Annotated in this window: 15 protein-coding genes; 9 read left to right on the forward strand and 6 right to left on the reverse strand. The window is 67.9% G+C overall.

Annotated elements, in window-relative coordinates; all coding sequences use genetic code 11:
• The first annotated feature begins 38 nt into the window (after positions 1 to 38).
• Genes ttcA through IPK27_15945 form a run of 3 tightly spaced genes read left to right on the forward strand, consistent with a single transcriptional unit; the run spans position 39 to position 2601 of the window.
• Positions 39 to 896 (forward strand): tRNA 2-thiocytidine(32) synthetase TtcA, encoded by an 858-nt coding sequence (ttcA, locus tag IPK27_15935; GenBank protein ID MBK8069052.1) that lies wholly within the window; start codon positions 39 to 41, stop codon positions 894 to 896.
• Positions 886 to 1788, forward strand: coding sequence for a recombination-associated protein RdgC (locus tag IPK27_15940; GenBank protein MBK8069053.1), 903 nt, complete (start codon positions 886 to 888; stop codon positions 1786 to 1788). The genes ttcA and IPK27_15940 overlap by 11 nt, the downstream gene beginning before the upstream one ends.
• A gap of 15 nt (positions 1789 to 1803) precedes the next feature.
• Positions 1804 to 2601, forward strand: coding sequence for a M48 family metallopeptidase (locus IPK27_15945; GenBank protein MBK8069054.1), 798 nt, complete (start codon positions 1804 to 1806; stop codon positions 2599 to 2601).
• Positions 2602 to 2785: 184 nt separating this feature from the next.
• On the opposite strand, the gene IPK27_15950 is transcribed toward IPK27_15945, so the two are convergent.
• Together IPK27_15950 and IPK27_15955 are read right to left on the reverse strand one after the other, a co-directional pair.
• Positions 2786 to 3607, reverse strand: coding sequence for an alpha/beta hydrolase (locus tag IPK27_15950; protein MBK8069055.1), 822 nt, complete (start codon positions 3605 to 3607; stop codon positions 2786 to 2788).
• A 35-nt stretch (positions 3608 to 3642) separates the two neighbouring features.
• Positions 3643 to 4755, reverse strand: a complete 1113-nt coding sequence (locus IPK27_15955; protein MBK8069056.1) for a ferrochelatase — start codon at positions 4753 to 4755, stop codon at positions 3643 to 3645.
• A 213-nt stretch (positions 4756 to 4968) separates the two neighbouring features.
• Here IPK27_15955 and IPK27_15960 point away from each other — a divergent pair, with 213 nt between their 5' ends.
• The 5 genes from IPK27_15960 to tatC all read left to right on the forward strand — a co-directional run bounded on the left by IPK27_15960 (position 4969) and on the right by tatC (position 8053).
• A complete protein-coding gene (locus IPK27_15960) occupies positions 4969 to 5883 on the forward strand; it encodes a hypothetical protein (protein MBK8069057.1) in 915 nt (304 codons plus the stop codon).
• Between the two features lie 136 nt (positions 5884 to 6019).
• Positions 6020 to 6718, forward strand: coding sequence for a lipid-binding SYLF domain-containing protein (locus tag IPK27_15965; protein ID MBK8069058.1), 699 nt, complete (start codon positions 6020 to 6022; stop codon positions 6716 to 6718).
• Positions 6719 to 6783: 65 nt separating this feature from the next.
• Positions 6784 to 7005 carry a Sec-independent protein translocase subunit TatA gene (gene tatA, locus IPK27_15970; GenBank protein ID MBK8069059.1) on the forward strand — a complete coding sequence of 74 codons (222 nt, stop codon included), beginning with the start codon at positions 6784 to 6786 and terminating at the stop codon, positions 7003 to 7005.
• A 9-nt stretch (positions 7006 to 7014) separates the two neighbouring features.
• The gene (gene tatB / locus IPK27_15975) at positions 7015 to 7317 is read left to right on the forward strand and encodes a twin-arginine translocase subunit TatB (protein MBK8069060.1); all 303 of its coding nucleotides are present in this window, start codon (positions 7015 to 7017) and stop codon (positions 7315 to 7317) included.
• Positions 7301 to 8053 (forward strand): twin-arginine translocase subunit TatC, encoded by a 753-nt coding sequence (gene tatC / locus IPK27_15980; protein ID MBK8069061.1) that lies wholly within the window; start codon positions 7301 to 7303, stop codon positions 8051 to 8053. Before tatB ends, tatC begins: the two co-directional genes overlap by 17 nt.
• Positions 8054 to 8424: 371 nt before the next feature.
• Here tatC and IPK27_15985 read toward each other — a convergent pair whose 3' ends face one another.
• Complete coding sequence (locus tag IPK27_15985; protein MBK8069062.1) at positions 8425 to 9141, reverse strand: hypothetical protein; 717 nt, start codon at positions 9139 to 9141, stop codon at positions 8425 to 8427.
• An 87-nt stretch (positions 9142 to 9228) separates the two neighbouring features.
• On the opposite strand from IPK27_15985, the gene IPK27_15990 reads away from it, so the two are divergent.
• A complete protein-coding gene (locus IPK27_15990) occupies positions 9229 to 9897 on the forward strand; it encodes a hypothetical protein (protein ID MBK8069063.1) in 669 nt (222 codons plus the stop codon).
• Positions 9898 to 9971: 74 nt separating this feature from the next.
• Here IPK27_15990 and IPK27_15995 read toward each other — a convergent pair whose 3' ends face one another.
• From IPK27_15995 to IPK27_16005, 3 genes are all read right to left on the reverse strand, one after another.
• The gene (locus IPK27_15995) at positions 9972 to 11180 is read right to left on the reverse strand and encodes an alpha/beta hydrolase (GenBank protein MBK8069064.1); all 1209 of its coding nucleotides are present in this window, start codon (positions 11178 to 11180) and stop codon (positions 9972 to 9974) included.
• A 127-nt stretch (positions 11181 to 11307) separates the two neighbouring features.
• On the reverse strand, positions 11308 to 12408 hold the full coding sequence (locus tag IPK27_16000) for an NrdH-redoxin (protein ID MBK8069065.1): 1101 nt from the start codon (positions 12406 to 12408) through the stop codon (positions 11308 to 11310).
• A 50-nt stretch (positions 12409 to 12458) separates the two neighbouring features.
• Positions 12459 to 12956 carry a DNA starvation/stationary phase protection protein gene (locus tag IPK27_16005; GenBank protein ID MBK8069066.1) on the reverse strand — a complete coding sequence of 166 codons (498 nt, stop codon included), beginning with the start codon at positions 12954 to 12956 and terminating at the stop codon, positions 12459 to 12461.
• Positions 12957 to 13003: the final 47 nt, after the last annotated feature.

The following is a 13003-nucleotide window of genomic DNA, read 5'->3' on the forward strand; positions in this document are numbered from 1 at the left end:
TAGAATCCACGCCCCCTCGAACCCGCGGCGCATCCGCCATGTCCGTCAACCAACAGAAGCTGGTCAAGCGCCTGCGCCACCAGGTGGGCCAGGCGATCGCCGACTTCAACATGATCGAGGACGGCGACCGGGTGATGGTGTGCCTGTCGGGCGGCAAGGATTCCTATGCGATGCTCGACATGCTGATCGAGCTGCGGCGCAAGGCGCCGGTGCGCTTCGAGCTGACCGCCTTCCACCTGGATCAAAAGCAACCGGACTATCCGCCGGAGGTCCTGCCGAACTATCTCGCCAAGCTCGACATCCCGTACGTGATCCTGGAACAGGACACCTACAGCGTGGTCAAGCGCGTGGTGCCGGTCGGCAAGACCATGTGCGGGCTGTGCTCGCGGCTGCGGCGCGGTGCGCTGTACCGCTACGCCGAGGAGAACGGCTACACCAAGATCGCCCTCGGGCATCATCGCGACGACATCGTCGAAACCCTGTTCCTCAACATGTTCCATGGCAGCAAGATCTCGGCGATGCCGCCGAAGCTGCTGAGTGACGATGGCCGGCACGTAGTGATCCGGCCGCTCGCCTACGTGGCGGAGGAAGACCTCATCGCCTATGCCGGGCTCAAGGGTTTCCCGATCATTCCCTGCAACCTGTGCGGCTCCCAGGAGACGCTGCAGCGCAAGGTCATCAAGGAGATGCTGGCGGGGTGGGAGCGCGCCCATCCGGGCCGCATCGAGAACATTTTCAGGAGTCTGATGAACATCCGTCCGTCCCAGCTCGCCGATCGCGAGCTGTTCGATTTCGCCTCGCTCGGCGCGCATGCGCCCACCCGCGCCGACGCGCATGCCTGGCTCGCCGGCAACCTCGAAACCAGTGAAGGGAGCGACGCTGCGCATGTGGTTTAAGAATCTCTCGCTGCTGCGCCTCCCGGCCGATTTCACGCTGGCGGCAGAACCCTTCGAGCACGCGCTGGCAGAGCACCCGCTGCGCAGTCCCGGCCCGCTGGAAATGGAGACGCGCGGATTCCTGTCGCCGTTCGCGCGCGACGACGCCGCGCTGTCGCACGGCGGCCAGGACGCGCTACTGTTCTGCCTCGGCGAGGAATCGCGCCTGCTGCCGTCGTCGGTGCTGAACGACGCGATCTCCGACCGCATCGCCGAGCACGAGGCCAAGACCGGACGCAAGCCGGGCAAGCGGCTGCGTAACGAATTCCGCGAAGCTGCGCTCGGCGAACTGCTGCCACGCGCCTTCATCAAGCGCTCGCGCACCGGCGCCTACTTCGATGCGCCCTCGCGCATGCTGGCGGTGGACAGCAGCAGCGATGGCACGGCCGAGGCGGTCGCCACCGCGGTGCGCGATGCACTCGGCAGTTTTCCCGCGCGCCCGCTGGCCAGCGAGGCCTCGGTCACTCTGCTGATGAGTGAGTGGCTGATCTCGGGCCAGTTGCCCGAAGGCTTCGAGTTCGGCGACGAGTGCGAGCTGAAGGACCCGAGCGACCAGGCGATGGTGGTGCGCTGCCGCCACCACGACCTCACGGTCGACGAGATCCGCGAGCACGCGCGCTGCGGCAAGCAGGTCACCCAACTCGGACTGATCTACGACGGCCGCATCGGCTTCGTGCTGGATGCCAAGCTCAAGCTGCGCAAGCTGCGTTTCCTCGATGTCATCGCCGACAAACTGGATGCGCAGGATGGCGCCGACGCTGATCAGGTCCTCGACGCCGAGTTCGCCCTGATGAGCCTGGAATTGCGCCGGCTGTACGCGCGTCTCGATGAAGTGCTGCGATTTGTCGACTGACCGGGGCGCGGACGCATGAGTGGCCGACTGCTGATCCGTCGCGAGCGCAGCGCCTTGTCGCTGCCCGAGCTGCCCGAGGTGGTCTCGGGCTGGCCGCTGCGCATCGAGCGTCCGCCGAGCGGGAACCGCCTGAAGATCTCGGTGGACGCCGGCTATGCGCGGCTGATCTGGCCGCAGCGGGTCACCGCCGCGGCTGCGGTGGCCTTTTTCGAGGAGCACCGGCGCTGGCTGGAGCAGACCATCCGGGTGCACCGCCAGGCGGAGGATCGCGCCAGCGCAGACCTGGTGCTGGATCCGCGCTGGCCAGGCCGGGTACCGTGGTTCGGCCGCCTGTTGCCGATCCATTTCGAGACCGGCCCGGCGCGCCTGCATGTGGATGCCGACGAACTGCGCTGCCGCGTCCCGCGCGGCACCACGGCGGCGCCGCGCGCCGCCCAGCGCATGGTGATTACCGGCCTCGCCGACGCCCTGGCGCTGCGCTCGCGCGTCTGGCTGCGCGAGTACGAGCCGCTGGTCGGAGAGCGCTGCCAGGCCCTGCGCATCCGCCCGATGCGCAGTCTGTGGGGCAGCCTTTCGCCCAATGGCGCGATCGCCCTGAACCTGGCGCTGGCCTTCGCCGACGAATCGCTCGCCGAGTACGTCCTGGTGCACGAGATGGCGCACTTCGTCGAACGCGACCACAGCCCGCGCTTCTGGGCCGTCGTCGCCCAGCTCTATCCCGACTACGCCCAGCGCCGCCAGGAACTCAATCGCGAGCACCGGTATCTGCAAGCGCTGCTGCGGCGGTTGTATGCGGTGCCGGCGGCGGAGTAGCGAGTGTTGGTGTTGGTTGTTGGTGTTGGCGAAACCGTCACCCGGTAGCCGCAAGCCGCTCTGACCAACACCTGCAACCAACACCAACACCCCAGGTTGTTGGTGAGTTGTTGGCAAAGGCGATGGCCAGGAAGGCGCAAGCCGCTCTGACCAACACCAACAACCAACACCAACACCCGATGGGTCAGTCGGCCAGGAACCCCGCCACCGCCCCCGCTACCGGCTCCGGGTTCTCCAGGTGCAGGTGGTGTCCGCCGGGCAGCCGCAGCACCTGCTGCGGACGCAGGGCTTCGAGGCGGTTTTCGGCGTCGCGGCCGCTGAGGTAGGGCGTGGCCGGATCGGCGAAGATGACTTGCGTCGGCGCTTTGATCGCACCCAGCAGCGCAAGGTACTGCTCCTCGGTGCCGCGGATCGGGGTCGGCAGGGTCTGGCGTGGGTCGGAGCGCCACACGTAGCCGCCGGGTGCGGGCATCAACGCGCGCTCGACCAGCGCGTCGGCGGCGGCCTCGGTCAATCCGTTCGCCTGCATCCGCGCGCGTCGCGCATGGCTGCGATCGGGGTGTACCTTGAGCTGCTTGTCGTGCAGCGCCAGGCGCGCGTCGATCGCACGGCGCAGATCGCCCACCACGCTGGCGGCCGGCCGCGCCAGCGGTCCCAGGGCTTCGATCAGCGACAGCCTGCGGATGCGCTCGGGGAAACTCGCGGCCACCAGCGTGGCGATCGCCCCGCCCATCGAATGGCCGATCAAATCGAAGCGCGCGAGGCCCAGCGCCTGGGTCAGCGCCATGACGTCGCTGACGTAGTCGACGAAGTGGTACCAGGTGCCGGGTGGCCGGTGGCCACTGCGCCCATGGCCCGGCAGGTCCGGCACCCACAGCCGCCGCCCGGGCAGCAGGCGCGCCAGCGGTGCGAAACTGCCGGCGTTGTCGAGCCAGCCGTGCAGCAGCAGCGCCGGCGGCGCGTCGCACTCGCCCCAGGCGAGACCCGCCCAGGTCTGCGCACCCACGCTGAGCTGCCATTCCTCGGCATCCGCAAACAGGCTCATCGCGGCGCGTCCCCGGTCCACGGCTGCGCTGCGCGGATCGCCGCGACGCGCGCGAGGCGCGCCTCGCTGCCGGCGTCCGCCGGCGGCGTCCAGCCAGCGATGTGACGCTCCACCAGGCCGGCCAGCATCGCAGCATGCGCCGGACTCGCGTTCAGCGCGGGAATGTAGCTGAGGCGCTCGCCGCCCGCGTGCACGAAGGCCTCGGCGTTCTCGCCGGCGATCTCGTCGATGGTTTCCAGGCAGTCGATCGAGAACCCGGGGCACAGCACATCGACGCGGCGCACACCCTCGCCTGCCCAGCGCAGCAGCAACTGGTCGGTGTACGGCTGCAGCCAGGGCTCGCGGCCGACGCGCGACTGGAAGCTGAGCTGCAAGGCGGTCTCGTCCAGCCCGAGCGCCTCACGCAACTGGCGCGCGGTGACCTGGCACTGGCAGTAGTAGGGATCGCCCGAGGTCAGGTAGCGCGCCGGGATGCCGTGGAAACTGAGCAGCAGGCGCTCGCCGCGGCCGTTCGCCGCCCAGTGCTGGCGTACGCTCTCCGCCAGCGCCTGCACATATCCGGGTTCACGATAGTAGTCGGCGATGAAACGCAGTTCCGGCAGCCAGCGCCAGCGCCGCAGGATGCCACTGACCGCATCGAACACCGATGCCGTGGTGCTGCCCGAATACTGCGGATACAGTGGCAGCACCAGCAGGCGCCGGACCCCCTGGGTGCGCAGGTCTTCGAGCACCTCGCGCAGGTTCGGCGCACCGTAGCTCATCGCCAACACGACCCTGGGTGACGCCGGGCCCAGTCGTCGCGCCAACTCGTCGGCGACGGCATCGGTCAGCGCGCGGCTGCCGGTCAGCAGCGGCGATCCCGCGGGCGTCCACACCCGGGCGTAGGCACGCGCCGAGCGCGCCGGGCGGATCCGCAGGATCACGCCGTGCAGGATCAGCCACCACAGCCAGCGTGGCGTCTCCACCACGCGCGGGTCCCACAAGAACTCCGCGAGGTAACGCCGCAGCGCGGCGGCGGTCGGGGCGTCGGGCGTCCCGAGGTTGACCAGGACCACCGCCGTGCCGCCCGTCTGCCGGTGCGCGTCGCGCTCGTTGCTACCCAGATACATCGTCATCGTCCTTCCATCGATCGTGCCGCGCGACCGCGGCCACGCCGTCGCGCTTGATAGCACGCACAGGCCATGGCGGCAGGGGTCCCCAGCCCGAAAATCGTGACAGAAAGCGCGTCACGACAGCGTTTCCGGCCTTCTCGGCACGCCATATCGCTGTTAGACTCGACGGGGAAAGTGGCAGTGACGATTCACATAACCATAAGAATGCCGATGAAACGCGCTTTGTTTGCGGGGGTGGTCGCTGCTGGCTTCACGGCTGGTGCGGCGGTGGCTGCCACTGGCTATGTCGTCAATTCTGACGACATCAGCGTGCGCGACTTCGACGCATTGCATCAGGTTGATCTTGCCAACGGCCAGGCGTCGATCGTCGGCACCGTCCGCGGCGGCGACGGCACCGCACCTTTCGCGGACATCGAAGGGCTGGCGATGAGCCCTGATGGCGTGCTGTACGGCATCGACGACGCGAGCAAGACGCTGTTGCGACTGGATACGGCAACGGGTCGCGCGGTGGCCGTGGACGGGCGTGAGGGCAACACCGGCCTGGCGCGCACATCCAGTTTCGACTTCGGCCTGACCTTCGATTGCAGTGGCGCATTGTTTGCCAGTTCCGACAGCCGCCGCAGCCTGTATCGCATCGACCTGACGACCGGCGCGGCGACCCTGGTGGGTAGCGAAGGCGCGCTCGGCGCGCAAGTCACGGGCCTGGCGGCGCGCTATGACGGCGTCTACGGCATCGGATCGTCCGGCGACGAGAACCTCTATCGTATCGACACGACCAGCGGCCGGGCGACTGTGGTCGGGCCGCTTGGCGCCAACCTGCAATTCACCGACGGCGGGCTGGATTTCGACGCCGCCGGCCAGTTGTGGGGGGTGGCCGACATGTCGGGCAACTCGGTCAATGCCGAGCCGAGCGTACTGTTCCGCATCGACCCCGTGACCGGCGCTGCCGCGCGCCTCGCCACCACCCTGAGCGGCGTGGAGAGTCTCGCGATTGCGCCGCCGATGTGCACCGCTCCCGAGGGCAATCCGTCGCCCCCGGCCATCCCGGCGCTTGGCGCAGATGGTCTGGCTCTGCTGGCGGCGCTGCTTTCGATGCTCGCGATGGTGGCGCTGCGCCAACGCTGAGACTGCGCCGCCATTCATGGCGGCCTAAGTCCGATTTCGGCATGCTCCGGCTCACGCCGCGCCAGCGCGACCTGTTTCGCGCTCTCGTGCCCTTCCACGCGGACCCTTCGTCCCGTTTGCGCCAGGAGCAGCCACCATGCGACACGCACTGACCCGACTGCCAGCACTCGCGCTGATCATGCTCGCCGCCTTGCTGCTGGCGAGTTCGCCCGCATTCGCGGGGCGCAAGGAACAGAAACGCGCCGAGGATGCCCTCGGTGTCCTGCGCACGGTGCAATCGACACCCGACAGCGAAATCCCCGAGTCGCTGCTGTCCAAGGCCTATGCGATTGCGGTGATCCCGGATGTGGTCAAGGTCGGCCTGGTGGTCGGCGGACGCCGCGGCAAGGGCTTGATCTCGGTGCGCCAGGCGGACGGCACCTGGTCTAACCCCGCCTACATCGCGGTCACCGGCGGCAGCTTCGGATTCCAGGCCGGCGTGCAGTCAGCCGACATCATCCTGGTGTTCCGCACCCCGCGCGGGGTCGACAACCTGGTCTCCGGCAAGTTCACCCTGGGCGCCGATGCCTCGGTCGCCGCGGGTCCGGTCGGGCGCCAGGCGGCAGCTGCAACCGACGCCGAACTGAAAGCCGAGATCCTGGCCTATGCGCGCGCCCGCGGGCTGTTCGCCGGCATCGCACTGGACGGCTCGGTGCTCTCGCTGGACTATGATGCGATCGAACGCGTCTACGGCGCCGGCGTGTCGCCGCGCGCGCTGTTCGAAGGACGCGTGCGCGGCGCGCCGGGCTTCATCGTCGATTTCCGCGACCAACTGGAAGAACAGACCTCGCGCTGAGGCTCGTCAACCCGGTTTCACGCGCGGGCGTTATGCTCGCCGCCTCGATTCACCTGGAGTAGTCCATGGGTACCTGGAGCATCGGCCATTGGGTCGTCGTACTGGTCGTCGTGCTGCTGCTGTTCGGCACCAAGCGCCTGCGCAACATCGGCAGCGACCTCGGCGCCGCGCTGAAGGGCTTCAAGCAAGGCCTCAACGAGGCGAATGAGCCAGCCAAGCTGGAGGCCGACCCGAAGCCTGCCGCGACCGCCGCGGAAGCCGAGAAAGAACCCGCGCAGAAGTCCTGACCGGCCGCCGTGTTCGACGTCGGTTTCTCCGAACTGGTGCTGATCGCCGTGGTGGCGTTGCTGGTGCTCGGCCCCGAGCGCCTGCCGGGTGCCGCGCGCACCGTGGGCGCGCTGCTGCGCAAGGCGCGCCAGAGCTTCGAATCGGTCAAGGCCGAGGTCGAGCGCGAAGTGCGCGACGAGGAACTCAAGCGCGTGCTGAAGAGCATGCCGCAGCCGTCGGAAACCCTGCGCAGCCTGAGCGAGCCGCTGGAACGCCAGGCCGGCGAGATCACCCAGGCGATCAAGTCGGTGGACGATGGCACCAGCCGCTGACCAGGATGACGGCGCGCAGGGCTTCCTGTCGCACCTCGTGGAACTGCGCACGCGGCTGCTCTATGCGGTTGCTGGCTGGCTGCTGCTGTCGCTGGCGCTGATCCCGTTCGGCAACCGGCTGTACACGCTGCTGGCCACGCCATTCCGCGCCGCGCTGCCGGAAGGCGCGCAGATGATCGCGATCGATCCCGCCTCGCCCTTCTTCACCCCGCTGAAGCTGAGCTTCTTTGTCGCGCTGATCATCGCGGTGCCCTACATCCTGTACCAGCTGTGGGCTTTCGTCGCGCCCGGCCTGTACAAGCACGAGCAGCGCCTCGCGGTGCCCCTGCTGATCTCGAGTACGCTGCTTTTCTATGCCGGTTGCGCCTTTGCCTTCTACCTGGTGCTGCCCACCGTGTTCGCCTTCATGCAGGCCGTGGCGCCCGATGGCGTGGCGGTGATGACCGACATCAGCCGCTACCTCGACTTCGTGCTGGTGATCTTCCTCGCCTTCGGCGTGACCTTCGAGGTGCCCGTGGCCACCGTGATCCTGGTGGCGCTCGGCTGGGTCAGCGTGGAGCAGCTCAGGGCCTCACGCTCGTACGTGATCGTCGCCGCCTTCATCATCGCCGCGGTGCTGACCCCACCGGACATCGTCAGCCAGCTGATGCTGGCCATCCCGATGTGCATCCTGTTCGAGATCGGCATCGTCGCAGCGCGGCTGGTGGTCAGGCGGCGGCCAGTCGAAGCGGCCTGATCGACGGCTTGCGCTGACGGGTTGTTGGTTGTTGCGTTGCTCGCATCCCGGCAGACCTGAGGGAGTCCCGGTCGCCCTGCCGGTGCGCATATTCACGCATCAAACTGTCGCATACCCTTGCCCGCTCTTTTGTCCGCAAAGGACGCAAAGGACACAAAGAAGGCAAGAGCGTACTGGGTTGCGCAGCATCCCCATGCCCCCGCATATCCGGCAAACGATTTGGCTCTACTTTGCGTCCTTTGCGTCCTTTGCGGATAAATGTCTTCTTTCCACTGGCTGTCGGTCGCCGGTTCCTGCTGCCAACAACCAACAACCAACAACCGGCCTCACGTCGCCAACGAGCGACAGCTAGTCCCCGTGGCGATCCAACCTCACCCGGCCGGCGGTGGCGGCGGCACATCCGCCGGATGGTTGGGCACCAGTTCCACGTCGCCGTAGATCTCCGCATAGGCCTCGTAGGCGGCGCCCAGCAGCACCGGCACCAGCACCAGCAGGCCGAGCAGCGCAGGCAGGATCGCGAGCACCAAGAGCACGATGCAGGCGATCCAGAACACAATCACGGCCGGCAGGTTGGTGAGCACGCCCTGCAGGCTCTGGTGCAGCGCCGCGGGCGCTTCCTGGTTGCGGAACAGCACCAGCGGCACGGCGAAATAGATCAGCGCTATCACCGTCACCAAGACCAGCGCGCCGAGGGTGCCGCCGACGAAGCCGTCGGGCAGTATCGCGCACAGGATCGAGCCGAGCAGCGGCACCAGGGCAATGATTGCCAGGTGCACCATGCGATCCTGGTCGTTGACTATGCTCCACAGGTCGTCGAACTGCATCGCGCGGCCGGTGGCGTGTCCGCGCAGGCTGCGCAGCATCCCGGCATAGAAGAAAGTGCCGGCAATCGGCACAAGAATGGTCCCAAGCCACGGGATCCATGCCAGCACGATGCAGATCAGCAGCGACACGAACACCATGCCGATCAGCAGGCTGCCGCCACCCTTGAACGCCGCCCATCCACCCTGCAGCCAGTTGATGCCGGCGCCTGCGTCCACGGTCCTGATCATCTTCGCGTCCTCGTCGAAACCCATGGGCGCCAGCATACCGCCGCTGCCGCGTACGTGAAGCGCACGCGCAGTCATTGAGGTTTACCATTCGCCTGCCGAGCCGGCATCCCGCAGGAGTAGCGCATGAGCGACCAGCAACTACCGCCGCCCGACCCACAGCAGCGTCCGGACTACCAGCGTGCCGCCCAGGATGCGGTGCAGACGGCAAGAGCCGCCGCGAAAGATGCCATCGCCACATTCATGAAGTTGATCTACAACCCGGTCGGCGCCTTGTCCGACGCCTACGGTGCCCTCAGGCCCGCGCAAGCCATCGGTGTCGGCGTGGTATTCGCCGTGGTCGCCGTGATCTGTCTGCTGATCAGTGGCGGCGGTGTGCTTTCGATGGTCGGTGGCGGCGCCCTGTCGCTGGGCTTCAAGGGCTTCCTGATCGGCCTTGGAGCCACACTCGGGGCAGCCGCAGGAATCGGTGCCGGCAGCTGGTTGTCGCGAATGGCGTTTCGCGGCGAAGGCAATCTCGCCTTCGACATCTTCATCGGCGGCGCCACATTGTTGCCTCTGGGCCTCGGCACACTGGCGAGCTATCTGCTCGGCGTGATCGGCATAGGCGGCGTCATCGGCCAGTTGCCCAACCTGGTAGGCCTCAGCCTGACGGTGCTTGTGGTGTTTACCGGGCTCGCCCGGGTATCCGGGATCAAGGAAGGACTCGCGAGCTACCTGGTCGCCGGTGTGCTCGCGGCCGGGATATTGGCAGCTTACTTCATCACGCGCATCCTGGCGGGCGTGCTGTACTGAGGGCGTCCCGGCCGCCGCTGCATGTGCGCTTGTTCGCGCATCGAACCGGAGGGCACGGCTGAGCCTCTGGGGAATCAGGCGAGCCAGCGGCGCAGTTGCTCGTGCACCTCGACACGGTCAAGCACATCCCAGTGGTTGGCCTCATGGATCAGCAATTGCTGCTCCATTGCGAAAGCCAGCGTGCGTTCGGGCTGACGATGGTGCCCGAGCGCGCTGGCCACCGGCACCAGGCCGTCGCCGGCTGGGCGCGGGGCACCGGGCGGGCTTTTCGACGCGGCCACGGCGTAGCAGCGGATGCCCTCGGGCAGCGTGTGCGCGGCGCGGCGGTCGGAGTGATCGAAGCGATCGTGCCCATCCCAGTCTGCATCGATGAGGTTGCCGTGGCGCAAATCGGTGATGCCGGCTGAGCGCAGCGCGCCGATGCTGCCGATCGGTGCACTGTAGGGCGACAGGCTGATCGCCCGCTGCACATGAGTGCCGATGCGCTCAGCCGGGGCGCCGTGATGCGGCGTGCCCAGGAAGACCAGCGCTCCCAACCGCTCGCACCAGCGATGCCCCGCCGCCCGCCCGTAGTGCACGGCGGAACGCGCCACCAGGCCGCCCATGCTGTGGCCGAGCAGTACCAGTTGCTCGATGGCAACCGGCCACGCAGCCAGCAGCGCCTCCAGTTGCTGCGCCAGTTCGCGCCCGTTCTGCGAGATGTGCCGGCCGCTGTTGTACTGCAGTCGCAGCGCGGTGTAGCCAAGCTCCGCTTCGAGCATGGCGCCGTGGTCGTGGCCGTTGCGTCGCCACTGGTGATCGTTCATGCACAGGCCGTGGACCAGCACCAGCGGTCGCGGACCGGCCTGCGGCAGCGCGGCGGCGAGCGCGCCCGGCTCGAGCGTCAGCGGATGTCCTTCGCGGCGCAGGCGCATCGGTATCGCCAGCGGGTTTCGCGTACGGTCGAGGTAGTCGCCGAGCACGCCGTTCAGGGCCGCCAGCGCGGCGTCCTCGCGTGGATCGCCCGCTAGCGCGTGCGCATCGCCAGCCAGTTGCCCGAGCGAGAGCTCCACGCCGCGCCGCAACATCCCGTTGATGCCACGGATGCTGCCGTAGACCAGCCGGGTGATGCCGCCGGTGCGCTCACGGCCGCGGCCCAGGGGCAGCGCGCGCGCCGCAATGGTCGCGTGCATCGCCTCGACGATCCCGGTGGTGGCGTGCACCGCGTCGAAAGCGAGCAGGCTGCCGCCGTGCAAGGCGCGGCGGATGCGGTGGAGCGGCTTGCGGTCGGGAGGATTCGTCATCGACGCGGACCCGGCTCAGGAGCGATGTCCCGAGCGTGGGCCCTAACTGCGGTAGCGGTCAAACCACGCGGCGATCGATTGCGCCTTGGCTGTGCGTGGGAGTCCGGGCGCCAGGGCGCAGGGACGGCTACAACCATTCCGGCCTGAGCAGCATGATCGCGCCCAGCGCCAGCATGACCAGGCCGCTGATGAGCTTGAGCCAACGCCCGGCTCCCTGCCCCAGCTTGCGGCTGGACAGGGCCAGCACCGCGCTGCCGACCATCAGGGAATCGTCAAAGACGTAGCCCAGGATGTACAGGCCGAGGTAAGCGTAATGAGTTCCCGGCGGAAGTTGTTGCTGGGTCAGGATTGCGGTGTACATCGCCGGCAGGCCTGCGGTGCACAACAACTCGACCAGATTCACCGCCAGCGCCAGCGTGCTGACCCCGACCAGCGCCGGCCACAGGCTGCCCGCCTGGACGACCCGCCGCATGCGCGCGTACAGGCCCGGCTTGGCGGCCTCCGGAATCGACAGGCTGAAGCCCTGCTGCGGGCGGAAGAAGTCCTTGATGTGGACCGCCGCGATCGCCAGTGCCAGCAGCGCCAGCGCAATGCGCAGCGCAGCCGACAGTCCAAGCGCGAGGAACAGGTTCAGCCACGCGGCCATGAAGGCGTAGTACACCGCGCCGCTGACCAGCACGAAGGTACCCGCGATCAACGCCATGCGCCGACGGTCGCGCAGGTGCACCAGCAGCGACAGCAGGAACAGCAACACCCACATTGCGCAGGGGTTGAAGCCGTCGAGCAACCCCAGTGCCAGCGTGAACAATGGCAGGCCGAGGCGCTCGACGCTGAGCGTCCCGAACCATTCGGTATCTACCGACTGCGCGCCTGGAGCAATGCCAGCCACCAGGGCATCGAGCAGCGGTCCGGTGTGCGCCGGGTCATCGAACCCCGGCAGCACGCGATCGCCGTAGACGAAGGTGGGCACACCCGGTGGCCAGAGCCCCGCGGCGCGCGAAATGCGCGCCAGTTCCTCGCGCGCTGCGGGATCGCCGTCGACCGCTCGGTATTCGATGCGCAACCAAGGGCGCTCGGCCGCGAACTGCGGCAAATAGGCCTTGGCCTCGGCGCAGTGCGGGCAACCGTCCCGCACATAGACCACCAGCGCGGGCGAGGATTCGGCCGGCGCCTGGGCGGTCGCCCACCCGGGCACCAGCGCCAGCCACACCAGGCAGACCAGCCGCAGCAGTGCGCGGAAGGCCACGGTCACGGGCGTTGGCCGTCAGCCTGCCCGGGTCATTCCTCCAGCAGGCTGCGCAGCATCCACGCGGTCTTCTCGTGCACCTCCAGCCGCTGCGTCAGCAGGTCCGCGGTCGGCTGGTCGTTGGCCGCGTTGACCGCGTCGAACAACGAGCGCGCGGTGCGTGCGGTGGTTTCGTGGCCGGCGATCAGGTGGCGCACCATATCGTTCGCCTTCGGCACGCCTTCGACTTCCTTGATCGAAGCCAGCTTCACGAACTCCTTGTAGGTGCCCGGCGCCGGGTGCCCGAGCGCGCGGATGCGCTCGGCGATCTGGTCGAGCGCATTCCACTGCTCGGTGTACTGGGCCATGAACATGTTGTGCAGGCTGTTGAACTGCGGCCCGGTCACGTTCCAGTGGAAGTTGTGGGTCATCAGGTACAGGGTGTAGCTGTCGGCCAGCAGTGCCGACAAGCCCTGCGCGATCTTCTTGCGGTCGCCGGCGGCGATGCCGATGTCGATCTGCGCCGCGGCCAACTTGTGCTTCTTGCTCATCGAAATACTCCTGGATGCCTGGGAAGAGGGGGACAGCTTAGCCCGCC

The sequence above is a fragment of the Rhodanobacteraceae bacterium genome (assembly GCA_016713135.1).
In the GTDB taxonomy this organism is placed as follows: domain Bacteria; phylum Pseudomonadota; class Gammaproteobacteria; order Xanthomonadales; family SZUA-5; genus JADKFD01.